This window comes from Limnothrix sp. FACHB-1083 (genome assembly GCF_014696485.1).
Classification (GTDB): domain Bacteria; phylum Cyanobacteriota; class Cyanobacteriia; order CACIAM-69d; family CACIAM-69d; genus CACIAM-69d.
On sequence record NZ_JACJQD010000007.1, the window covers coordinates 59,858 to 81,766 of the forward strand.

Sequence of the window (21,909 nt, forward strand, 5' to 3'; positions counted from 1 at the left end):
ACAATTAATTAAACCTGATGGGAATTAAACCTGATGGGATGAGACTTGCTTAGAACTGGCGCAAAAACCGGAGATCGCTGGCATAAACCCGGCGAATATCGTCGATTTGGTGCAGAACCATGGCGAATCGCTCCACCCCAAAGCCCGCCGCAAAGCCTGAATAGACCTCCGGATCCAGCCCAGCGGATTTCATCACGTTGGGATCCACCATGCCGCAACCCAGCACCTCTAGCCAGCGCCCTTTCCACTTCACATCCACCTCCGCCGAGGGTTCCGTGAAGGGGAAGTAGCTGGCGCGGAACCGCACTTCCACTTCCCCGAAAATTTCGCCCAGGAGGGTTTCGATCGTGCCTTTCATGTCCGTGAAGGTCAGGCCCTCATCGATCGCCAGCAGCTCAATTTGGTGGAACACGGCCGCATGGGTTGCATCCACCGTGTCGCGTCGATAGACCCGGCCGGGAGCCACAACGCGGATGGGCGGTTCGCGCTCTTCCATGTAACGAAGCTGCACGGCGGAAGTGTGGGTGCGCAGCAGGTTTCCATCGGGCAAATAGAAGGTGTCGGCCATGTCGCGGGCCGGGTGGTCGGCGGGGGTGTTCAGGGCCTCGAAGTTGTAATAGTCCGTTTCCATTTCGGGGCCATCGGCCACCGTGTAGCCCAAGCCAACGCAGATATCGACTACCCGGTCGATCGTGCTGGCGAGGGGATGCTTGCGGCCTAAGGGGCGATAGGTTCCCGGCGCGGTCACATCTAAGGTTTCCGCATCCAGCCGGGCCCGAATGGCCGCCGCTTGCAGATCTGCCCGTCGCCGATCGAGCAGGTCTTGCACCGCGTCTTTCACTTCGTTGGCCTTGGCTCCAATCCGCGGCCGATCTTCGGCGGGCAGCTTGCCCATGCCCCCCAGCACTGCGGAGATTTTGCCTTTTTTGCCCAGGAAGGCAACGCGCAACTGCTCGATCGCGTCGAGGTCAGGGGCTTGGCCGATCGCGCTTTGGGCTTCGGCTTGCAGTTGGCTCAGTTGGGCTTCGAGGTCGCTGACCTGGGTGGCAGTCATGGCTGAAAACAATTGAGAAAGGCGGCATGGAGTTGGGCTTGATGAATTCGCCGAATGCGCCAAAAAATCGCAAAGCGATCGGCTGAAATCATCACCCGTCCCATCAAAGGATAGAGCATCGGGCGATCGCCCGCTTGTTTTCTGGCCTAAGATCCTGGCCTTAGGATTTGGTTAATTTCAATGATGAGCGAACCTCAAACGGTTGAGACCAGCTATCTGGGCCAGACAAGCCAGCGCCAAACCCCGAATTCCCTGGCGAATCCCCTGGTGATCGGGCTGTTGGGTTTGCTGGTGACCGGTGGAATGCTAGGCGGGGCGATCGGGATTTTGAATTTATCAGCCCCCCGGGCGATCGCCCAAACCCGCCCTAGCCAGCCCAGCGCCCCCAACGTCCTCAATATTCTGCGCGGGTTGCCCCAACCGACCACCGCCCCCGCCAACCGGCCCGCCATCTTTGCGGCCAATGCCTACGGTCAGCAAAGCCTGAACTTCCAGAGCAAATCCAACGCAGAAGCCGCCATCCAGTTCTATCGCCAAGCGCTCGGCCGCTTGGGCTACACCGAACGCACCACCAACACCACGATCGGGCCATGGGGGTTCAGCATTGTTTTTGACCCGCCGGCCAGCTTGGGCCTCAAACCCAGCAGCACCGCCCCGCGCAACACCCTGGAAGTGGGCGACCAAGTGACGGTTCAAGGCAGCGGCAGCCCCTCGGTGGTGTTGGTGTTGCAAGGAACGATGCTGTCTCCTGACACCATGAACACCAACATTCGCTTTGAGGAAATTTAAGGCGCGATCGGGCAAACAAGTTGAGAGATGGGACTTGAGGGAGGGACTGAAGGACTAATGGCCGCTTTAACCCTGCGAATAATCCTGCAAACGCCACGCGATCGAGCGAGCGATCGGGAAAGCTGGGCAACTAATGGCAAGCCATAGGTTCGGTTAGCACTCCCTTTCCGAGAGTGCCAAATTTGCATACAGTCTTGGGGTGAACCATTGGTAAATCACGGATAGCGACCCCACACCCCTATGGTTAAGATCGTCTCCTTCAGCGACGAATCGCGCCGCGCCCTCGAAAACGGTGTTAACGCCTTGGCCGATGCCGTGCGCGTCACGCTGGGCCCTAAAGGCCGAAACGTTTTGCTGGAAAAGAAATTTGGCATTCCCAGCATCGTGAATGACGGCATCACGATCGCGAAAGAAATTGAACTGGAAAGCCCCCTGGAGAATACGGGTGCTCGCCTGGTGCGCGAAGTGGCCACCAAAACCAAAGATATTGCTGGTGACGGAACCACGACGGCCACCGTGTTGGCCCAAGCCCTGGTGCGTGAGGGCATGAAAAATGTGACCGCCGGTACCAACCCCGTGGCCCTGCGGCGCGGGATTGACAAAACCGTTGCCCGGTTGGTGGCGGAAATTAACGAGCTGGCGCAACCGATCAGCAGCAACGAGGCGATCGCCCAAATTGCCGCCGTGGCCGCCGGTAGCGACCCAGAAATCGGCAGCACGATTGCTAACGCTTTCGATCGGGTCACCCAAAACGGCGTGATCACCGTGGAAGAGTCGAAATCCTTGACCACCGAAGTGGATGTGGTGGAAGGGATGCAGTTCGATCGCGGCTACACCTCGCCCTACTTCGTGACCGATTCCGAGCGGATGATCACGGAGTTGCACAACGTGGCTGTGCTGCTGACAGACGGCAAAATCAATAGCCTCGCGGAAATTGTGAGCATTCTGGAAGGAGTGGTGCGCGATGGCAAATCGCTGTTGATCATTGCCCAAGATATTGAAGGCGACGCACTTTCCACCTTGGTGATCAACAAACTGCGGGGCGTGCTGAACGTGGCCGCTGTGAAAGCTCCGGGCTTTGGCGAGCGCCGCAAGTTCATGCTTGAAGATATCGCCCTCGTGGTCGATGGCCAGGTGGTGAGCGAAGAGACGGGCACGAAGCTCGAATCCTGTGATACCAGCGTTTTGGGATATGCCCAAAAGGTGACGATCACCAAGGACTCGACCACGATCGTGGCGGGCGATCGGGCAGATCAAGCCGCCATTGCCGCGCGCGTGCAACAGCTCAAGGACGAACTGGCCGCCACCGACAGCGACTACGACACCGAAAAGCTGCAAGAGCGGATCGCCCGCTTGGTGGGCGGTGTGGCTGTGATTAAAGTGGGCGCGGCCACCGAAACCGAACTGAAGGAACGGAAGCTGCGCATTGAAGATGCCGTGAACGCCACCAAAGCCGCGATCGCGGAAGGGGTGGTGGCCGGTGGTGGGGCAACCCTGATGCGCCTGGCCAAGCTGGCCGAAAGCTTCAAGGCCACCCTAAACGCGGAAGAGGCGATCGGGGCCGGTATTGTGGCCCAAGCCTTGACCACGCCCCTCAGCCAAATTGCCGAAAACGCCGGTTACGAAGGCGCTGTGGTGGTTGAAAAGGTGCGTAACCAGGGCGATCACATCGGCTTCAACGCGCTGACCGGAGCCTACGAAGACACCCAAGCGGCGGGGATCATTGACCCGGCTAAGGTGTTGCGGACGGCCCTGCAAAATGCCGCCTCGATCGCCGGTTTGGTGCTGACCACCGAGGCGATCGTGGTTGACAAACCCGAACCGAAACCCGCTGCTCCCGCTGGTGGTGATCCCATGGGCGGTATGGGCGGCATGGGTGGCATGGGCGGTATGGGTATGGGTGGCATGGGTATGGGCGGTATGGGTATGGGCGGTTTCGGGATGTAATTCCTGGCTCGATCACCCGTTCCAGTTTCCCTAGCTGTGATTGGGCCCATCTTCATGGGCCCAATCGCAATTCCCATCATTCAAAAGCTCGCCAGCGCCCCAGCTCAAACACTGAATCAGCGATCGCATTGGCAATCGCATCAGCAATTGAGTTGTAGTTACTGAGTCTCGATTGTTGAGACGTTGAGGCAAACGCAAAAACAGAGGGCCGGGAATTATCCCGGCCCTCTGTTGCATTGTGGTGAGTTGTTGAGCTTCGTCCTGCAACACCCAGGAACCGAGCAATGACTAGGGGCCCCAAGACCCTGGCAGTCATCGCCCGATCGCCCCACCTAGCACTTGCGATTAGCGCTTGCGATAGGGCACAGCGGTAGCGATGTTGATGTTGGCCAACGGCGTGCGGGGCACCACCGGCAGCGAGGGAGTCACCGAACGAGCCATGCCGAGGAACCCAGCGGGGCTGCCAGCGCCAACCTTCTTCTCTTGGGGAGTGAAGCGACGCACCGAGTTTTGCCACACCACTTGCGGGAAGCCCAGTTGGCTGCGGTGGTAAGCCTCGTAGCGAGGAGTCTTCAGGTTGAAGGGGGTTTCGCCTTCGGTGCGCTGGGGCAGCACACGACGAAGCTGGTAAGGAACCGTGTTGTCGCCAAAGTTAGCGGCGTATTCTTCGCTATCCACCAGTGCATCGATGAAACCTTGCAGGCCCTTGGTGGGCAGCAGGATCGACCAAGCAATCTTTTCCCGCTCGCTGTACACGTCGCGGCCCAAAATCCGCTGGACGCAGATTTCCACGAAGCGATAGTTGCTGTTGGTGTCCAGGTTCAGGCGGCGGAAGCTATCCGACGTGGCCAAGCCCCGGATGAAATCCTTAACGGTGATTTGACCGTAGCGGAGTTGCGATTCCAGGAAGGTTTGGCGGTTGTTAGCGATGTTTTGGTGCTCGCTGAAGACCTGGCGATAGGCCGCCCAGATCAGCTCGTCCATGTCACCGCCAGAGAAGACGTTTTCGATTGCGTAAATTTTCGGTTGCTCTTCACTGCCCACTTCGTAACCAGCCACACGTTGGTTTTGCGAAGAAGGGGAGAAGCTCAATACAGGAATAGCCACGTCAGAATCTCCGTAGTCTCGGTAGTCTCAAAAAGTCACGGGCTTTGTTAACGTGCGCTTGTTAAAGGCACATCGGCTGGCAGGAACCAACAAGGTGACGCTGCCAAATTTGCCATTTTTCAGGTTACGAGATTGCCGCGAGGGCAAGCACGGTTCCTGAAAAACGCTTAATAAAGCTTGACATGCACGGGGAGCCGCGCATGGTTCGCTGTGGGAATGGTGCGATCGCGCCTGTGTTGGCCGGATGGGGCCAGGCGTTGATCGCCCGGTCAGCAGAAGCGCCGAAGCACTCCACTGTTTAAAAGCATTGCTAGCTATCGCAAATTGTACCAAAGCGTTTCGCGTCGCTGGTGGTTCTTCACGAACCAAGTCGGATTCTGAGGAATTTGGCGGGCGATCGCCCCTCAATGGCCAACCCGGGATTGGCTAACCCGATCGTGACCCACTCAGGCATTACCAACCCAGGGCCGAGATTGCCTGCTCCCGATCGCCCCCGGCCGCCACCGCCGATTGATCACAACCCACCCGCACTTCCGTGCAAAACGTGGCCGTATTGAAGCCGCCAAACCGCTTCAGCACACTGGTGCGCATCCGTAAATCCGGATTGGGAAACCAAAAACGCTCCACGGAACTCATGGTTTCGTATTCCGTGGTTAAAACCATGCCCCCTTCCTCGTCCAGGTGATATTCACCGGCCACGGGAGCCGTTTCCGCATAGCCCCGTTCCCGCAGTAGCTTGCCCCGGCGATCGTCCGTGGCATCCGGCACAATCACCATCACCGTTTGTCCCTCGTGGTTGTCTTCTTCGGAAGCATCCCAGGCCATCAAGCTTTTCCAGGTCACCAGGGCCCCACCGGCCGCGGCGGCAGGGTCAATGTCATACATCTGGCAAATTTCGGCCAAACGCGGATCGGTGACCTCTAGCATTTCCACCTGAATTTCCGATTCGCCCACTTCGGCCCGCCGAAAGGCCAGGTGGTGGGTGACCCGCTGGGATTGCCATTGGCCGGCGCTTTGGCGGAAATAGTCGAGGGCGCTGGTGAGCTGAGGTGCGGTGCTGGTGGCGGTCATAGGATTGGTTGGCAAAGGTTAATTAACAGGTTGAGACCGGTTTGAAGTCGCTTGGGCAGCGGGCCAAAGTGGGATTCTTGAAGACGCGAAAGCGCGGTGGCAGAATTTCGGGTAAATGAATCGGCTAGCGAATGGGCTGATGAATGGTTTGATTAATCGTTAATTTTGAAACAGGTGGCGACCAGCAGGAAACCCCACTTTGGATTTTGCCGGAAATCTTGGGCTGAATCTCGGGATGATTGTCCGAATGGTTTTCTGAATCAACGGACGAATTTGGAATCAAGTTGGACAGTTGGTGAAAGACCATGCCCGATCGCCCCGTTGCTCGATCGACCCATGCCGTTGCTCCGGAAGGCTTGCCCATTCACTACCAACCGGCAACCCGATCGCGCCGGTTTTGGTGGGGAGCGGCTTTGGGGGCGATCGCCCTTCACGGGTTAGCCCTCTGGAGTGTGGGGCGATCGGGGGCCCAAGCGGGGCCGACGGCGGGGCCCTTGCCGGTGGTGCGGGTGACCTTGCCAGCGGCCGGTGGCTCGGCAACTTCAACGGGGCCGATCGCTCCCAATAATCCCGCCAACCCCGTTCCCGCTAATCCCGCGAGTGCTGTGGCGGCTAATCCGGCTGCTTCCGGTGCTTCTCCGGTAAATCCCACTGCGGGGCAACCGTTGCGGCCGTTGGCTCCCTTGCGGCAAGTGGATCCGGGTCAACTGCAAGGCTCGGGGGCCGCCAGCCAACCCCGCTGGCCCGGCGAGCCGACTGGTGGGGCCCCGATTCCCGATCGGCCCTTCAACCCCGACCCGATCGATCCGAACATGCCCCCGGACTATGCCGCTCCCGGTTGGCAAAATGCGCCCCCAAATCGCCCGATCGCCCCGAATCCTGCTCCCAATGGCACGGGGCCAAGTTCGAATAGCCCGCCCGCTCCCAATGCCGGGAATTCTGGCGGCCCAAGCACCAACCCCAATCCAGGCCAGGGGGGAAACCAAGCATTCGGCCTGGCGATTGTTGGGTTAGAACTAACCACACCGGGAGATGGCAGCCCGATCGTCCAAGCGGCCGACCTGAGTCGCCTGCCCCAGTTGCAATCCGCGCCGCCGAGTTTGAACTTGCGAGACTATCCAGAGTTAGCCAATTGGGCCGATCGAGCGGTGGATTTACGGTTAGCCGTAATGGCCGATGGCTCCGTTGGCTTTGCGGGATTGCTGACCCCGGGCTTAAGTTCGACAACCCAACAGGCCCTCGAAGCCCGCGCTGCCCAACTGCGATTTTTGCCGGCCCTCACTGCCACAGGTCAGCCGATCGCCATCTATTTACGGCTTACAATGCGCTTGTCGCCCAAGACGTGAGCGCGATCGGCTAGAAAACTCATCCAAAGAGCAGGAAAAAGAACCAGAAATCACATTTTCTTATTAGGGACTGTCGTCATTTCCTGGGATCAGGTGGCAACGATTGATTATCCATGTCCCAGTTCATGTCCCAGTCGTTGTAACAAGGGGCTTAAGCCCCTTGTCCCCCACGATCTGCCAACGGCGGAATCAAGGTTTCAGACGATTTGACGACACGCCCTAGTCCCAAATTCCAAATCCTAAATCTCAAATCCCAAATCCCATTTCGTAAATTTCAATTCGTAATTAGGGTCCAAGGTCAGCGTTGAGTCAGTTTTCTCCCTTTTCCTCCCCCACGGATCAACCGGCTCAGCCGCCCGCCACTCCCTATCCCGATCGGTTGGGGCGGTGGATGGCTGCCGATTGGCAACAACCGCGATCGGGCTGGTTGGCCCGCTTGCTGTTTTGGGGCATGGCCGGCGTGGCGATCGGCACGATTTCAGCCACCTTGGGAGCCGCCGCCGCCCTGTTCATGCCCCTGGATCCGGCCGTGATGCCCCTCATGCGCCACGAAACCCTAGAGCACCTGTGGCACAGCGGGTTGCAATATCGCCTCCTGCAACCGCTCACCATTTTGGTTTTGGGGGTGGAGCCTTCGCCCGGAATTCCCCTGGGCGCGCCGGAAGCCTTGAATGGTCATGCGGATGCCATTTGGCTGGCCCGATTTGATCCCACCGATGACACTGTGACGGTGATGTCGTTGCCTCGGGATACGCGGGTGGTGTTTCCCAGCGGATCCGTGGGCGCATTGCACGAAGCGGACAGCATCGGCGGTACGGCCCTGGTGCAGCAGTCCGTGAGCAACACCCTGGGCGGGTTGCGGATCGATCGCACTGTGCGGTTGAACCCCGAAGGCTTGCGAGAATTGGTCGATCTGCTGGGTGGGGTGGAACTGTCTGTGCCCCAGGCGATGCGCTACCGCGATCGGGCGGGACAGCTCAAAATTCAACTGGATAGCGGTTGGCAAAGCTTGGATGGCAGTGCTGCGGAACAATTCGCCCGCTACCGAGTGGATAGTGCTTGGGGCGAACTCGATCGGGTGCAGCGGTTGCAATTGCTGTTACGGGCCCTGCGCGATCGGGCCCTCAGCCCCAGTGTGTTGCCCCAATTGCCCCAAATTGCCCAACGGGTTCACAAGTACCTGCGCACGGATCTGGCGCGCCCGGAGGTGCTGGCCCTCGTTCACCTGTTGATTCAGCAGGAGCCGGAGCAGGTGCGTCTGTTGCTGTTGCCGGGTCAGATGGATGCCAGCAACTTTTGGAACCCCGATCCCAAGGCCGTTGCCCGCCTCTTGGAAAGCTACTTTCCGCCCGATCGACCCGGCATTGGTCGGCGCACCAAACTCCTCAGCGCCAGCGCCCGCGATCAATATGGTCAAACCTTCAGCCGCATTTCCGTGCAAAATGCCAGCGGCGATCCAGCCCGATCGGCGGCCGCGATCGCCCAATTGCGGCGGGCGGGGTTCCAGCAAGTGCGAGCGATCGATGCTTGGCCCCAAGTGCAACGGGACACCCAAATCATTGTCCAGGGCGGCGATTTGGATCTGGCTGAGTTGGTGCAACGGCGGCTAGGCTACGGTTCCTTGGATCGATCGGCGACGGGTGATTTAGGTTCCGATATTACGGTGCGCCTGGGCAGTGATGCCGCGCCCTAAGGTTGGATGAAATGGCTCAAAATTTTGATCACCTAAAGTGATATTGCTTAAGCTCTAGATTTTATAAGAATTTAAGAGTCCGAAGGTTTAACCGATCAAGTCGCTGAGAGAACTGGGTCGATCGCCCTCAAAAACTGGGATTGTGAAGTGGAATTGGCTGCCGCGATCTTTGCCGTCTGACTCGGCCCAAATTTGCCCGCCCAGACCGAGGATAATTTGCCGACAGATCGCCAAACCCAGGCCAGTTCCGCCCACGGTGCGCCGGAGGGAGCCTTCTTCTTGATAGAACCGATCGAACACGGTTTCCAGGCGGTTCGGTTCAATGCCGCGCCCCGTGTCCGTGATCACCACCTCGATCGCCCCGTCCAGGGTGGGGCCCGCTTCAATGGTCACGGCTCCTTCGGGCTGGGTGAACTTACAGGCATTGTCCAGCAGCTTGGACAGCACTTCCACCAACCATTCCCCATCGGCCCGCACGGGGGGCAACGCTTCAGACACTTGCGAGGCAATGCGGGGCAGTCGATCGCGGGGCACGCGGGCCCGAACACTGCTGAGGGCCAGTTCCACACATTCCGTGAGCGGCAAGGCTTCCAGGTTCCAATTAACGCGCCCGCTCTCCAGATGAGACAAGGTGAGAAAATCCTGCACCAGCACGCGCATTCGCTCCGCATCGCCCAAGGCCGTATCCAACATCACTTGGCGCAATTCCAGGGGCATATCCGGTTCCGAGGCCAAGCTTTCAAGGCAAACCTGGATCGTGGAAAGGGGCGTGCGCAGTTCGTGGCCGGTGATCGCAATCAGGTTGCTACGGGTGCGATCGAGCGCTTCCAGTTGCTGATTGAGATCTTCGAGATCGGCGTAGGTTTGGGCCTGCATCAGGGCCGCACCCAACTGAGTGGCAACCGCATCCATCAACCCCGTTTCATCGGCAGACCAAAGGCGCGGCAAACTCCCGCAGTGATGCAGTTCGATCGCCCCCAACAGTTTGTCCCGATAGCACACGGGCACGATCGACCAGGAGGCGATCGCATACTGTTCCGCGATCGCCTGCACCAAGCCCGGTTGGGGTTCCTCATTCAGATCCAGAACGCAAACTCCGCCATGGTTCTGAAGGGCCGATTGAAAACAGTCCTGACTGATCAGCGGCCAGGATTGTCCCAACAGGGAGGGCACAGTGGCTCCCAACATTTCATACTGCACCGTGGCCGTAGCATCTCCGTCCTTGCAGCGGTAAGCAATGCAGCGACAGGAGCGGAGAGCTTGGCCCAACTGGCGCACGGCCACCCCCATCACCTCTGAAGGATCCAAAGATTGGCGGATGGCTGAGGTGATCAGGTTAATCAACCGCTCCTTGCGCTCTTGGGTGGAAATGGAGCGATAGGCTTTCAGAAGCTTGTATTGCCCCGCTTGCAGATAGGTAACGAGCCGGTGGGCAAAGGGTTCCGGGTCAATTTCGGGCAGGGTGGGGCCGCCACCTTCGGAAAACTCGGCCAGGGTGCGATCGATCTTGTCACCCAACTCGGGGCGATAGGTGCGAATTCGCTCCAACAAGAGGCTGGCGGCTACTTGGGTGGCCTGTCGATCGAACGTCCAGACCCCCTCAAACCGCCGCACCCGATCATCTGCCCCAAAGCTGCCGGCCCGATCGGCCTGGGACTCACCGCCCTGGCGCTCCGCACAGATCAAACAAGCCGCGTACCGATCGCCCAACACCACCAAGTGCCACTCGTTGGCCAACGCATCGGTGGGTTCAAAGGCCACCGTTTCGTATTCCCCCGAAGCACTGCGAAACTCCGCCTCCGGGGCCGAGAGCACATAGACCCGATCGCTCTGGTGCGCAATCCGATGGTAGCGGCGGGCTTCCTGACGATAGAACCGTTCTCGCTGAAAGCTGGCAATCACTAAGGGGCGATCGCCCGGCCCCGCCAACACCAAATCCTCGATCGCGTGGGAAAGGGCTGTCAGGGACGCTTTGAAATAGCTTTGGGTGCGCAGTTGCGGCAATTGGCCCAACAGCAGATCCAGAATTGACGCGGTTTTGACCCCAGCCAACCGCTGAGGCCCACCCGCCCGCTTCGAGGATCTGGAACGGCGGGCACGATTGATTGAAGAACCCACAGGAGGAGCGCCTTCCATGCGATCCGTTTCAGACATTGCTTTAGGACTTGGGCAGGGGCAAGGGGGCCGCAACCGCCGTTTCACCATTCTGCCATTGCCCGAGCGCCGGATTCGTGATTTTTGGGAATTTGCCGGGAATTGAATCCGGCATCAGTTTGGTGCTGATCCAGGCGATCGACCCCGAGTCTGCTACTGGGCGATCGGCTGTTTACAGGCCGGCTGCTCACAGGCTGGCCGCTGAGAGCCGTTGACTAACCCTATTTTTTGCGTAATTTCTTGCCTAGGCGCGGGGTCGATCGGGATGTGGTTGTGCCATAGCGCATCTCCCAAGCCTTCAGCACAATCAGGTACTCGTAAAAGCTCTGGAGCACACACCAGGCAAATCCCCCGCGTCCATCCAAACAGCCCCCCAGCACAAAATACATATACACAAATCGCACCAGGGGGCGACAGGGCAACCGCAGGGACAAATTCTTGAGAGCCCGCCGCCTTGCCACCTCCGTTTTACCGAAAAATAAGTCGTACCAAGACACGTTGCCCCGCGTCAGTTGGGCCAAGGTTTCCTGGGCCTCATCGGTGGAGTAGCGGTTGTGCTTATCCAGCCAGCGGCTCAGACCCTTGCTGCAAGTGAAGTGGGGATAGGTTTCTTCTAAAAAACCCGTGGTTCCTTGCACCACCTCCCGCTCCGTGTGGCCGTAGTCATCGAACCGGACGGCATCTTTCCGAAACAGTCGCAGTTGGTAGCGGGGATATTGGGTGCTGCGGCGAATCCATTGCCCCATGAACATCACCCGCTCGGCCACGTAGTAGGCCTCATGGTGGGCCCGTTGGATGGTTTGGCAACATTCCTGAAAGAGTTCAGGGGTCATCCGTTCGTCGGCTTCCAGGATGTAAACCCAGTCATGGCGCGTGGGAATGTGATCGAGCATCCAGGTGCGCTGTTTGCCGTGGCTTTCAAAGGCATGTTGCACCAACCGCACGGGCGATCGCTGGGCGTAGTCTTGCACGATTTCCACGGTGCGATCGGTGCTGAGGGAGTCAACGACGATGATGTCGTCGGACAGCAATGCAGACTCGATGCAATCTGCAATATCGATTTCTTCGTTGTGGGTGAGGATATAGATCGAAAACATGGTGATTTGAATCGGTGGGCGATCGAGCGGTGATGGCCGATCGAGTCGATGCACCGTTAATTCCGTTATGACTTTCCCAACAATTGCTGTAATTCGCTAACGAGTACTGCAATCAGGATGCTTCCTGTTATGGCGTGGCGAAGTCGGCTTTGTCTGCAATTGGGGTGGATCATGATCAGGCTGGCCGCTTTTGGAAGATTGATCGCGACTTGAACACCGCGATCAATCTCCAATCCACTCTCTCCAATTCAAAATCAACCTGAACTGAATTCAAACTGAATCCAATGGGCGAGGCGAGTCAGTTGGTTGAGCCGGTCAGTTAAGCCAGTCCAAAGATTGCCCTAGCTGGCTCGGCTGGCCGGACGTGCGCGGGAGCCGCGTTTCGTATAGCCCATCCAGCTCATGAACAAATAACCGACACCCAAAACCAGGCTGCTGAGACCTGTGCGGAGGGTGGTTTTCATGGAGCCGGTTTTGGTGCGCTGCACAAGCTCGGTCTTCCGCTTGTCAATCTCCTGTTGCCGTTCTTGCTTGAATTGGTTGAATTGAGAATCCAAAACGGCCGGGTTCGATCGCGCCTGTTCCAGTTGTTGCACCACTTGCGGCGGCACTTGACCGCTCTTGATCAATCGATCGAGTTCTTGGGGATTTTTCAGCAGGGTCTTCAGCCGATCGCGAAATTGCTCCGCCGGTTCTCCTAGCTGATCCAGGGCGGCCTTGGCTTGGGCTTCGATGTTTTCCACTTCCTTGGCGCTGGCCTTGTTCACGCCGTTGATGTAAATCGGTGATAGCACCAGGAACAACACACCCAAGGCGCTCGACAAAATCAAAACCCAAAGCCGAGGATTCATCAGCGATGTTTTCTTGGCGGAGGGCAAGCCCGATCGGGAATTCATCCACAGCCCCGCAAACAGGAAGCAAATTCCAACCATGGGCACAATGCCGCGACCCACAATTTCAGAAATGGTGTTGAGCAACCATTGAGGATTTTGCAAATCCGGCGGGAAGATCAGAATTAAATAGTCCAGCAGCGAGGAAATGACCAACACGGTTCCAACCACAATGGCAATCAGGGCGGCCAAGGGGGGCGAGGGGCGTTTACCAGCTTTCGTCATAGTCTTAAACTCTCAAACTCTCGGGTTGCGCAGAACGTCTGGATCGGAATGGTCAAGAAGGGCCAAAAAGGGCCAAAACAAGGGTCAAAAGATTGAGGTTCGCATCGAAATGTTGAGTCGAAATGTTGAGTCGAACCGAAGGCGAACTTAAGCCGATCGACGGCGGCGCGGGGCAGGACGACCACCCGATCCCCCCAGCCCTAACCAGGCGATTGCCAGGTAGGCCACCGATAGGGCAATGCCGCTGGTTCCTGTTTGCACGCCCAACCGCAGGGCCGTCGTTCTGGCGCGGGTTTCTAGCTCCTGCCGCCGCGATCGAATGCGGGCCAGCAATTGCAGGGGAAAATCATTCACCCGCTGGCGAATCACCGTTTCCAAGTCAGCCGGATTCGCCTTCAGCCGCCGCATGAACTCCTTCTGGCGTTCATCAAACTGCGGGCTGTTAATAAATTCATTAAACCGAGCATCGTCTTGCAGCAAAAACTGCATCTGCTCCCGAAAAACCTGTTGCTGGCGCTGCAAACTGTTTTTAAATTCGGGTGTATCAATTTGTTTTTCGGCTTCCCTCGATTGGCGGGTAATGGCGGCGAGGGTGGATTGGGCTTCGGCCCGCACAGACAGCAGGTGCGTGGGGGCCATCACCAAAAACAACAGTCCCATCAGCGCCGAAAATGCCAGGGTCGCAACACCCACACCCCTACGCCAAGACCGGCTGACACCGGATTTGATTTCAATCCAGAAGCCCCAAAACAGGAGGCTGACACCCATGGCTGGCACGATGCCCCGATCGATCAATTGGCGGGTGGTGTCAATCACCCAGCCTCGGTTGGCAAAATCGAATGGAACGGCAACGGAAAGGAAATCAATTAATCCAAGGGCGATCGCCACTGCGCCCCCGATTTGCAGCACAACGGCCGCTATGGGGGCGGAAGTCTGGGAGGAATGTGTACTAGTCGTCATGGAGCGTCCTTAGGAAGCGCTGTTACAGAAGGGGATTACAAGAGCCGGCAGCCAAATCAGGAGGCGATCAAACCGGCTACCATTGCGCCAGGCCAACGGGCGATCGCAATGGGTTGCGAGCCACGATTGAGATCGAATGAGATCAAAAATTGCAGCCAAAGTTTTTGAGCCAAGGTCGGCCAAAGTTTGCGGCCAAAATTTGAAGTCAGCGTTTCATGGCTTTTCCCGTGCCCTATTGTTTCAGCAACTTAGGATAATCGCCCGCTGATTTCGATGAAATTTTACACTTCCAATTTTGGCTCCCAATTTTGGCTTCGAACTTTGGTGGATCTTAATTTTGGTGGATCTTGGGCGGGTCTTTCGATTAGCTGTTATTGAATTTCCGATCAATCGGTTAGGCTAGGGGAGTTGACCGGGCCGGGTGGCGGCTCGGGTCTTTAGCATTTTTCGATCATGACCTCAGCGTTCCCAGATCCTGCCAGTGGGGCAACGGATGCGGCTTCCGGGGCCGATGCCCGATCGGAGTCGGTGAATTCGTCTAGTCCATCATTCCCATTTCCTGCTGAATCGCTTCCGGCCCAACTGCCAACGGTGGAAATTTGGCCCGATCGCCCTGAGCTAATTGAGCGGGCTGTGGAAGTGGTTTTGAGTCAAATTGACCATGCCCTGAAGCGATCAGGCCGTTGCACCATGGCTCTGGCCGGCGGCAGCACCCCTAAGCCACTCTATGAACAGTTGGCGCAAGCGGATTTGGATTGGTCAAAGCTCTTTATCTTTTGGGGAGATGAGCGCTATGTGCCGCCCACCAGCCCAGACAGTAACCAGCGGATGGCCCGGGAGGCTTGGCTCGATCGGGTGCCCATTCCCGCCGTCAACTGTTGGCCCATGCCCACCGACGGAGCCAGCCCAGCGGAGGATGCGGCGCGGTATGAGGCTCAATTGCGGGCCTTGTTTTGCGACCAGTGGGGGCTAGAGGAAGACTTTCCCAGCCTGGATCTGGTGTTGCTGGGTTTGGGAGATGATGGACATACGGCTTCCTTGTTTCCCAACACCGCTGCCTTGGCCGTGCGCGATCGGTGGGTGACGGTGGGCAATCGGGGTGACGATCCCCGCATTACCCTGACCGTGCCGGTGTTGAACCAGGCAAGCTGTACGATTTTCTTGGTCTCGGGGGAAAGCAAGCAACCCGCGATCGCCCAGGTGTTTGCACCTTGTGACGATCCCACCTTGGCGGCTTTGCTAGACCAAACCTATCCAGCCCGATTGGTGCGCCCGGTGTCGGGGGAACTGTGGTGGCTGTTTGATCAATCGGCCGGAGAGCGACTGGAGTTCTAGGCGCTGGCTGATCGGTTCATCAGCAGTCAAGCCCGGTGGTCTGGAGTCCGAAATCATCCGAACTCGTCCGTAATTGACTGAACGACTGAATTTTGGTTCCTTTGCTCCTTTGCAAGCGCCCAGGCGCGATCGGCTCCATGGTTAATTGTCCTAATTGCAATCACGCCAACCCCGATGATGCAGTAACTTGTGAAGCCTGCTTCACGGCTCTTCCCACTCTGCAAAGCTGTCCCCGTTGCGGTGCGCCGGTTCTGAGTGATGCCAACTTCTGTGGGCAATGTGGTCACAATCTTCAGGCGGCTCCCTCGATCGCGCCCTTGCCGGCCCCCAGCCCCGTGGCGGCTCCGCCTCCCTTGCCAGCGCCGCCTGCGCACCCCGATAGTGACGAAGAGATCACCGATCTCACACAGCCGATCGGGGCATCGCTGTTTCCAGTCAGTCCCGAAATCGAGCCGATCGGGTCTTTGGGCGATCCCGCCGAGCCGCCCACGGCCTTGATGGGAGCCACCCCCGAAGCAGCGCCCATTCCGGGAGCCGTGACGCAATTGCAGCGGACGATCGCCCGATTGGTGCATGTTCATAGCGGCGCGGTTGTGATGCTGCCGGAGCAGATCAGTCTCATCCATTTGGGTAAACCCAACGATCGCGTACCGCCGGACATTGATGTTTCAGGATTTCCCCACGCGGAAGTGGTGTCTCGGATCCATGCGGACATTCGAGTGGAGGGCGATGCCCATTATTTGGAGGATACGGGCAGCGCTAATGGAACCTATGTCAACGGGTTGTTTTTGGCTCCGGGCAATCGGCATCGGCTGCGGCCGGGCGATCGCATTGCCTTAGGCAAGCATGATCTGGTGTCGTTTTGGTTCCAACTGGGCAGTTAAGCCTGCGATTAATCTTTTAATCTTTCTCGGTTTGCCCTACAAATTGCCTAGCATTTGCTGAGTATTCATCAGTATTCAGTTGAATTGGCTGCCGCAAGTTGCTTGAATGAAATGGCTGTAATCGGTAGTTACCATGAGCATCAATGTTGTCAATCTGGTGGGCCGCGCTGGCAGTGATCCCGATGTGCGCTATTTCGAGTCTGGATCGGTGAAATGTCGCTTGACCCTGGCGGTGAACCGCCCTTCACGCAATCGCGATGATGGGCCCGATTGGTTCAATTTGGAAATTTGGGGCAAAACCGCTGAGGTAGCCGCCAACTATGTTCGCAAGGGCAAGGAAATTGCAGTGCAAGGCAGCCTCAAAATTGATACCTGGACCGATCGCCAGTCTGGGGCCCAGCGGACTAGTCCCGTGGTGGTGGTGCGAGATTTGCAGCTTTTGGGTTCCAAGCGGGATGCCAGTGAAGGGGGCGGCAATGGTGGCGGCTATAGCGACTACGACGAATTTTGATCTGCAAGTTAGTTTCTGCCAATTGATTGGGAATTGACCTGCAATTGTTCTGGGATGGATCTGAAGCATTAGCCATAAGCAGCGGTTGGTTAACATGCAATTCGGCGCTGCGACTTCTGATTAAGAAGGCTGTTTGAAACTTCAAATCTGACTATCCAAAATCGATCCTTTACTAACTCCAACAGTCAAGGAAGACAAGGGGCTTAAGCCCCTTGCCCCTGACGATCGCCCAATCAGAACATCAAGATTGAAGGCGATTTGATGATGTGGTTTCGGCTCCCTTTCCTGAGGGCTGCTGGCCTTGGGTTTGACATCGCAAAATTTGACATCGCAAAAGACCTTGCCAGCGGCCCCTGAACAGGCGCTCGAAACCAGCGCTCGAAACCAGTAATCTGAACAACGCCAAAACTCGTTAGGGCGCGTGATCGCTTGGTGGGTGAGTTCCGTACCTTGTCGGCGGTTCCGACCGGTGCAACACTTGAGAGCAATTAGCCGCCCTTGATGGTGCTGGCCGCGTGACGGATCGCTGTGCGGCAAAGAGCGCTATCCTGGGCGATCGCGCTTCTTTCACCCTGCATTTTCCCTTCAACCCCATGCAAGCTCGCCGAATTGCCCGTGAACTGGCTCTCCTCAGCATTAGCCAGCTCCCCAATAAACCTGAAAAACTCCAAGACCGCGATCTAAAAGATCTGTTGCAAGCGGCCGTGCGTACCCTGATGGCTGAGGTACGAGAAACCCTGGAGATGGCCAGCGCAGAATTGCAACGGGGCAATGAGCGTTTGCTCAAAACGGAACTGTTGCGGGAGGAAATTCGGGCCAGCGATGCTCAGCGATCGGTGGCCATGGTGAAGGAGGCGATCGAGTTCACTCAATCTGCAATCAATCGCTTGGGTATGGCCGTGGAACTGCCGGAAATGCTGCAAGCGGCGGGACAACTGAACGTACAAGATTACGCTCTGGATTTGGTGACGAAGGTGGCTCGCTACCAGGCGGAGATTGACCAAACCTTGACGGACAGCATGGTGGATTGGCAATTAAGCCGATTGGCACGGATCGATCGGGATATTTTGCGCATGGCGATCGCGGAAATTTGTTATCTGAAAACGCCACCGCAAGTGGCGGTTAACGAAGCAGTGGAGCTGGCCAAGCGCTACAGTGAGGCCGACAGCTACCGATTCATTAACGGGGTGTTGCGCCGGGCGATCGACCAAATGAAGGCCACCCGTGCCTAGGGGCCGCGCTACTCTGTCTTCAACTTTTTGTTTCCTGGCTCCTTTGCCTTCCTGTCACTGCTAAGGTCGCGATCGATGGTTTTTAACTGGTTCCAACGTCAGTTTTCCCAAGAGAAGTTTTACGTTGAGTTTGACTCCGACAAGCCCACGGATGCCCAGCCCACGGAAACAGCCCCGGAAACGACCCCCACGGCTCCAGAAGGGGAAGCGGAACCCGACCCTGAGCCTCAGTCCGAGCCAGAACCGGAGCCGGTCGCGGTTGAGGCGCTGACGGTGGAGTTGACCCCGGAGCCGGAACTGGAACCGATCGCTGCTTTGGAATCGGAGCCAGAACCGGAGCCGGAACCGGAGCCAGAACCGGAGCCGGAGTTGATCGCCCCAGAGTTGATCGCCCCAGAGCCAGAAGTAACCGAACCAGAATTACCAGAACCAACCGAGCCAGAATCAACACCGGAGCCGGAACCGATCGCCGCACCGGTTGCGCCCGTGGCCGCTCCCCCGTTGGTGGCTGAAGCGCCGGAACCCGCCCCAGAGCCGGAAGCAGTGATAACGGCTCCTTCCAACGCGGATGAGTTGTTGCAGTGGGCCAAAGCGGCTTACCAAAACCTTCAGCAACCGCCAGTTACCCCAGAGCCGGAACCGGAACCCGTTGAGCCAACGGAGCCGATCGCGGCAGCTAGCCCCACCCTTCCGGAGTCGGCTTCCTTGCTGGAGCGGGCCGAGGCCGATCGCGCGGAACGGCTGGAACGGGTCAAGGCCGAGGCGATTGTGGAACCGGAACCGGAGCCGGAACCCGTGGCCGAAGCGGAACCGGCAGCCCTGCCACCGGGGGCGATCGTTTTTGATGAAAACTTCCTGTGGTCGGCGGAAATTTTGGCGGCCCAGGGTCGTCGCCCGGAAGATATTTCCGCCGAGGAAATTGAGTGGCTCACCCGTTTGCGCCAAGGGCTAGACAAAACCCGCCGCGGCCTGGTGAATCAGCTTAAGTCCTTGGTTGGTCAGGGGCCGCTGAATGCGGATGCGGTTGAAGAAATCGAAGCCCTGCTGCTCCAGGCCGATGCGGGCGTGGAAGCGACGGATGCGATCATTGGCGCTTTGCAAGACAAGGTGCGCGAAGAAGCCCTGCCCCCCGAAGCGGCGATCGCCTATCTGAAACAGATCTTGCGGGATTTGCTCGATCGCCCCATCCGTGAGGCGGGCGCAGATACCTTGCCCCTATTGGCTCCCGAAAAAGGCAAGCTGAATATTTGGCTGATTGTGGGTGTGAATGGCGCAGGCAAAACCACCACGATCGGGAAGTTGGCCCGCCTGGGCAGCAAGTCCGGTTACCGTTGTTTGATTGCGGCGGGGGACACCTTCCGGGCCGCCGCCGTGGAGCAGGTGAAAGTTTGGGGCGATCGAGCCGGTGTGGAAACGATCGCTAACCCCGGCAAAAACACCGACCCCGCCGCCGTGGTTTTCGATGCAATTACCGCCGCCACTGCCCGCGAAACGGAATTGCTGTTGGTGGACACCGCTGGCCGTCTGCAAAACAAAAAGAATTTGATGGATGAGCTGGCTAAAATTCGCCGGATCATCGACAAGCAGGCCCCCGGCGCGATCGTGGAGTCGCTGTTGGTTTTGGATGCCACCCAAGGACAAAACGGCCTTCAGCAAGCTAAGGTCTTTGCAGAAGCCGCTAAACTGAGCGGCGTAGTCCTCACTAAACTCGACAGCACCGCTAAGGGGGGGATTGCCCTGGCGATCGCCCAGCAGCTCAATCTCCCCATCCGGTTCATTGGTGCGGGGGAAAGCATTGAAGCGCTGCGCCCCTTCTCTAGCTACGAATTTGTGGAGGCGCTGCTTAACGGTTAAGCGATGGTTAGTCAACGGGTAGTCCGTGGCAATCGGGGGGGGTGGGATTGACCAACAAAACCCAACACCCGATCGACCCGATCGAACAGTCCTACTGACAAGCCCTCCCTGAATTCTGTTGTTTTGTTGGCAGTCCAGTGATTTGGCGCTACCATAGCTAACTCAAAACTGGGCGCTCTGGCACGATCGCTCATCGATCCTTGAAATGTCCGCTGCCCCTGCCCCTCACACCTCATCGCAACCTCCTGACCCGGCTGATCTGTTAGCGGCGGGCGACAATACCCCTGTCTTTGCCCTAAAGGAACTGGTTGCCCGCCTCAACCGCGAACAATACAAAGTCCAAGACCTGCTCAGCTCCCTGGGGTTTGCCCTCCGGAGCTTCAAAAATCTGAATCAGTTTCTGGAACTGATTCCCCTAATTGCCACCCGAGTTGCCGATGCGGACGGCGGGGCTTTGGTGCTGTTTCGGCCCAATGGGCAAGTACGCCTAGAACAGTTGCACTGTCAGGAGTTAGGGGATCACCGCTGTCAGGTGCGGCCCATCCGGCGGGCCCTGGAGTTGGCCACACGCAAGGTGACAGGGGTGCTGACGGCCAATGCCACCAAGGATCACAAGGTGGAATTTGATCCCGGCGCGATCGCCCTGTTGGATCAAACCGTGGCCGATTCCTTGGGAGCCGGTGTGCGGGTTTTTGGGGCATCCATTTTGGTGAACGAGGTGGAGCGGGGCCGGCTCTATGCCTTCTGTTGTGCGCCGGATTTTGCCTGGACTTCCAAGCGCCAAAAACTGGTGCGACTGGTGGCAGATCAAACGGCCGTGGCGATCGACAATGCCGACTTAACCGTTGAGCTGCGGAAAAAGGAACGGCTCGATCGGGAATTGGAAATTGGGGCCGAAATTCAACTGCGGTTGCTGCCGCGCCAATATCCCAAAATTCAAGGTGTTGATCTGGCGGCCCGTTGCGAAACGGCCGATCGGGTGGGTGGCGATTATTACGACTTCATCCCCGTTTGTCGCAATGGTTCCCCCAGCCTGGGTCGCAACGCCCAAACAAAACTCGGCGGCACGGAAACCACCCCCTGGAGCATCGCGATCGGGGATGTGATGGGCAAAGGCGTGCCCGCTGGCCTGATCATGACCATGACCCGGGGCATGTTGCGGGCTGAGGTGTTGAACGGCCACTCCCCCGCACGAATTTTGCACCATCTGAATCGGGTGATGTATGCGGACTTGGAAAATTCCCACCGGTTCGTCACCCTGTTTTATTCGGAATATGACCCGAAAACGCGGATTCTGTCCTACAGCAACGCGGCCCATAACCCACCGCTGCTTTGGCAATCGCGATCGGATCAAATCGTGGCTCTAGATACCGAAGGCATGTTGATTGGCCTAGATGCCAACAGTGAATTCAACGATGCCCAAATTCAGCTTTATCCGGGCGACACGATCATCTTTTTCACCGATGGCTTCACCGATGCGGCTGATCCCCGTGGCCAACGGTTTGAGGAAGATCGCCTGCGGGATGGGTTTTATTGGGCTTGCCACAACTACGACAACGCCCAAGGAATTCTGAATCACTTGTTCGATCGGGTGCAGGAGTTCATCGGCTCCGAAAATCGCAATTCCGACGACATGACCGGCATTGTTCTGCGCATTACCCAGGAGCCGCAACTACCAGATTTACCGCGATCGACCGCCATGCAGCTAGCCTGAGGCAAGATTCAAGAGTATTTTGGAGAGTTAATCAACTTTGCTGAAG

At 57.7% G+C, this 21,909-nt stretch carries 18 protein-coding genes; 11 read left to right on the forward strand and 7 right to left on the reverse strand.

The annotated features are described in order from the left end of the window. Window positions 1–49: 49 nt before the first annotated feature. Window positions 50–1,054: a phenylalanine--tRNA ligase subunit alpha gene (gene pheS / locus H6F46_RS10465; protein ID WP_099534160.1), complete on the reverse strand. Its 1,005-nt coding sequence runs from the start codon at window positions 1,052–1,054 to the stop codon at window positions 50–52. A 180-nt stretch (window positions 1,055–1,234) separates the two neighbouring features. On the opposite strand from pheS, the gene H6F46_RS10470 reads away from it, so the two are divergent. Both H6F46_RS10470 and groL read left to right on the forward strand, forming a co-directional pair. Then, window positions 1,235–1,843 (forward strand): hypothetical protein, encoded by a 609-nt coding sequence (locus tag H6F46_RS10470; RefSeq protein WP_190355261.1) that lies wholly within the window; start codon window positions 1,235–1,237, stop codon window positions 1,841–1,843. Between the two features lie 240 nt (window positions 1,844–2,083). Continuing rightward, entirely contained in the window at window positions 2,084–3,790 is a 1,707-nt protein-coding gene (groL, locus tag H6F46_RS10475; RefSeq protein ID WP_099532486.1) for a chaperonin GroEL, read from the forward strand. Window positions 3,791–4,135: 345 nt separating this feature from the next. On the opposite strand, the gene H6F46_RS10480 is transcribed toward groL, so the two are convergent. Both H6F46_RS10480 and H6F46_RS10485 read right to left on the reverse strand, forming a co-directional pair. Continuing rightward, complete coding sequence (locus H6F46_RS10480) at window positions 4,136–4,897, reverse strand: phycobilisome rod-core linker polypeptide (protein WP_190355260.1); 762 nt, start codon at window positions 4,895–4,897, stop codon at window positions 4,136–4,138. A gap of 453 nt (window positions 4,898–5,350) precedes the next feature. After that, window positions 5,351–5,968 carry a phycobiliprotein lyase gene (locus H6F46_RS10485; protein ID WP_190355259.1) on the reverse strand — a complete coding sequence of 206 codons (618 nt, stop codon included), beginning with the start codon at window positions 5,966–5,968 and terminating at the stop codon, window positions 5,351–5,353. A gap of 305 nt (window positions 5,969–6,273) precedes the next feature. Here H6F46_RS10485 and H6F46_RS10490 point away from each other — a divergent pair, with 305 nt between their 5' ends. Continuing rightward, window positions 6,274–7,314, forward strand: coding sequence for a hypothetical protein (locus tag H6F46_RS10490; RefSeq protein WP_190355258.1), 1,041 nt, complete (start codon window positions 6,274–6,276; stop codon window positions 7,312–7,314). Between the two features lie 304 nt (window positions 7,315–7,618). Further along, window positions 7,619–9,007: an LCP family protein gene (locus H6F46_RS10495; RefSeq protein WP_190355257.1), complete on the forward strand. Its 1,389-nt coding sequence runs from the start codon at window positions 7,619–7,621 to the stop codon at window positions 9,005–9,007. Between the two features lie 87 nt (window positions 9,008–9,094). Here H6F46_RS10495 and H6F46_RS10500 read toward each other — a convergent pair whose 3' ends face one another. After that, entirely contained in the window at window positions 9,095–11,059 is a 1,965-nt protein-coding gene (locus H6F46_RS10500) for a DICT sensory domain-containing protein (RefSeq protein ID WP_242027906.1), read from the reverse strand. A gap of 82 nt (window positions 11,060–11,141) precedes the next feature. On the opposite strand from H6F46_RS10500, the gene H6F46_RS19580 reads away from it, so the two are divergent. After that, window positions 11,142–11,267 carry a hypothetical protein gene (locus tag H6F46_RS19580; RefSeq protein ID WP_255407529.1) on the forward strand — a complete coding sequence of 42 codons (126 nt, stop codon included), beginning with the start codon at window positions 11,142–11,144 and terminating at the stop codon, window positions 11,265–11,267. Window positions 11,268–11,382: 115 nt separating this feature from the next. Here the strand turns inward: H6F46_RS19580 and H6F46_RS10505 are convergent, their stop codons facing one another. The 3 genes from H6F46_RS10505 to H6F46_RS10515 all read right to left on the reverse strand — a co-directional run bounded on the left by H6F46_RS10505 (window position 11,383) and on the right by H6F46_RS10515 (window position 14,333). Then, window positions 11,383–12,258: a glycosyltransferase family 2 protein gene (locus H6F46_RS10505; RefSeq protein WP_190355306.1), complete on the reverse strand. Its 876-nt coding sequence runs from the start codon at window positions 12,256–12,258 to the stop codon at window positions 11,383–11,385. A gap of 341 nt (window positions 12,259–12,599) precedes the next feature. Continuing rightward, complete coding sequence (locus H6F46_RS10510; protein WP_099532494.1) at window positions 12,600–13,373, reverse strand: HpsJ family protein; 774 nt, start codon at window positions 13,371–13,373, stop codon at window positions 12,600–12,602. 147 nt (window positions 13,374–13,520) lie between these two features. After that, on the reverse strand, window positions 13,521–14,333 hold the full coding sequence (locus H6F46_RS10515; RefSeq protein WP_143472951.1) for an HpsJ family protein: 813 nt from the start codon (window positions 14,331–14,333) through the stop codon (window positions 13,521–13,523). A gap of 453 nt (window positions 14,334–14,786) precedes the next feature. On the opposite strand from H6F46_RS10515, the gene pgl reads away from it, so the two are divergent. The 6 genes from pgl to H6F46_RS10545 all read left to right on the forward strand — a co-directional run bounded on the left by pgl (window position 14,787) and on the right by H6F46_RS10545 (window position 21,863). After that, window positions 14,787–15,668 carry a 6-phosphogluconolactonase gene (gene pgl / locus H6F46_RS10520; RefSeq protein ID WP_099532496.1) on the forward strand — a complete coding sequence of 294 codons (882 nt, stop codon included), beginning with the start codon at window positions 14,787–14,789 and terminating at the stop codon, window positions 15,666–15,668. Window positions 15,669–15,805: 137 nt separating this feature from the next. Then, entirely contained in the window at window positions 15,806–16,552 is a 747-nt protein-coding gene (locus tag H6F46_RS10525) for an FHA domain-containing protein (protein WP_099532497.1), read from the forward strand. Between the two features lie 133 nt (window positions 16,553–16,685). Next, window positions 16,686–17,063 (forward strand): single-stranded DNA-binding protein, encoded by a 378-nt coding sequence (locus H6F46_RS10530; protein ID WP_099532498.1) that lies wholly within the window; start codon window positions 16,686–16,688, stop codon window positions 17,061–17,063. Between the two features lie 593 nt (window positions 17,064–17,656). Further along, on the forward strand, window positions 17,657–18,295 hold the full coding sequence (gene nusB / locus H6F46_RS10535) for a transcription antitermination factor NusB (RefSeq protein WP_190355305.1): 639 nt from the start codon (window positions 17,657–17,659) through the stop codon (window positions 18,293–18,295). Between the two features lie 75 nt (window positions 18,296–18,370). After that, window positions 18,371–20,149 (forward strand): signal recognition particle-docking protein FtsY, encoded by a 1,779-nt coding sequence (ftsY, locus tag H6F46_RS10540; RefSeq protein ID WP_190355256.1) that lies wholly within the window; start codon window positions 18,371–18,373, stop codon window positions 20,147–20,149. Between the two features lie 205 nt (window positions 20,150–20,354). After that, window positions 20,355–21,863, forward strand: a complete 1,509-nt coding sequence (locus H6F46_RS10545; RefSeq protein ID WP_190355255.1) for a PP2C family protein-serine/threonine phosphatase — start codon at window positions 20,355–20,357, stop codon at window positions 21,861–21,863. Window positions 21,864–21,909 lie beyond the last annotated feature (46 nt).

Bases quoted from the DNA above. Each gene is read 5' to 3' on its own strand.
- ftsY (WP_190355256.1), top strand. From the start codon at position 18,371: ATGGTTTTTAACTGGTTCCAACGTCAGTTTTCCCAAGAGAAGTTTTAC.
- pgl (WP_099532496.1), top strand. From the start codon at position 14,787: ATGACCTCAGCGTTCCCAGATCCTGCCAGTGGGGCAACGGATGCGGCT.
- H6F46_RS10485 (WP_190355259.1), bottom strand. From the start codon at position 5,968: ATGACCGCCACCAGCACCGCACCTCAGCTCACCAGCGCCCTCGACTAT.
- H6F46_RS10490 (WP_190355258.1), top strand. From the start codon at position 6,274: ATGCCCGATCGCCCCGTTGCTCGATCGACCCATGCCGTTGCTCCGGAA.
- pheS (WP_099534160.1), bottom strand. From the start codon at position 1,054: ATGACTGCCACCCAGGTCAGCGACCTCGAAGCCCAACTGAGCCAACTG.
- H6F46_RS10510 (WP_099532494.1), bottom strand. From the start codon at position 13,373: ATGACGAAAGCTGGTAAACGCCCCTCGCCCCCCTTGGCCGCCCTGATT.
- H6F46_RS10515 (WP_143472951.1), bottom strand. From the start codon at position 14,333: ATGACGACTAGTACACATTCCTCCCAGACTTCCGCCCCCATAGCGGCC.
- H6F46_RS10525 (WP_099532497.1), top strand. From the start codon at position 15,806: ATGGTTAATTGTCCTAATTGCAATCACGCCAACCCCGATGATGCAGTA.
- nusB (WP_190355305.1), top strand. From the start codon at position 17,657: ATGCAAGCTCGCCGAATTGCCCGTGAACTGGCTCTCCTCAGCATTAGC.
- groL (WP_099532486.1), top strand. From the start codon at position 2,084: ATGGTTAAGATCGTCTCCTTCAGCGACGAATCGCGCCGCGCCCTCGAA.
- H6F46_RS19580 (WP_255407529.1), top strand. From the start codon at position 11,142: ATGCGATCCGTTTCAGACATTGCTTTAGGACTTGGGCAGGGGCAAGGG.
- H6F46_RS10470 (WP_190355261.1), top strand. From the start codon at position 1,235: ATGATGAGCGAACCTCAAACGGTTGAGACCAGCTATCTGGGCCAGACA.
- H6F46_RS10505 (WP_190355306.1), bottom strand. From the start codon at position 12,258: ATGTTTTCGATCTATATCCTCACCCACAACGAAGAAATCGATATTGCA.
- H6F46_RS10530 (WP_099532498.1), top strand. From the start codon at position 16,686: ATGAGCATCAATGTTGTCAATCTGGTGGGCCGCGCTGGCAGTGATCCC.
- H6F46_RS10545 (WP_190355255.1), top strand. From the start codon at position 20,355: ATGTCCGCTGCCCCTGCCCCTCACACCTCATCGCAACCTCCTGACCCG.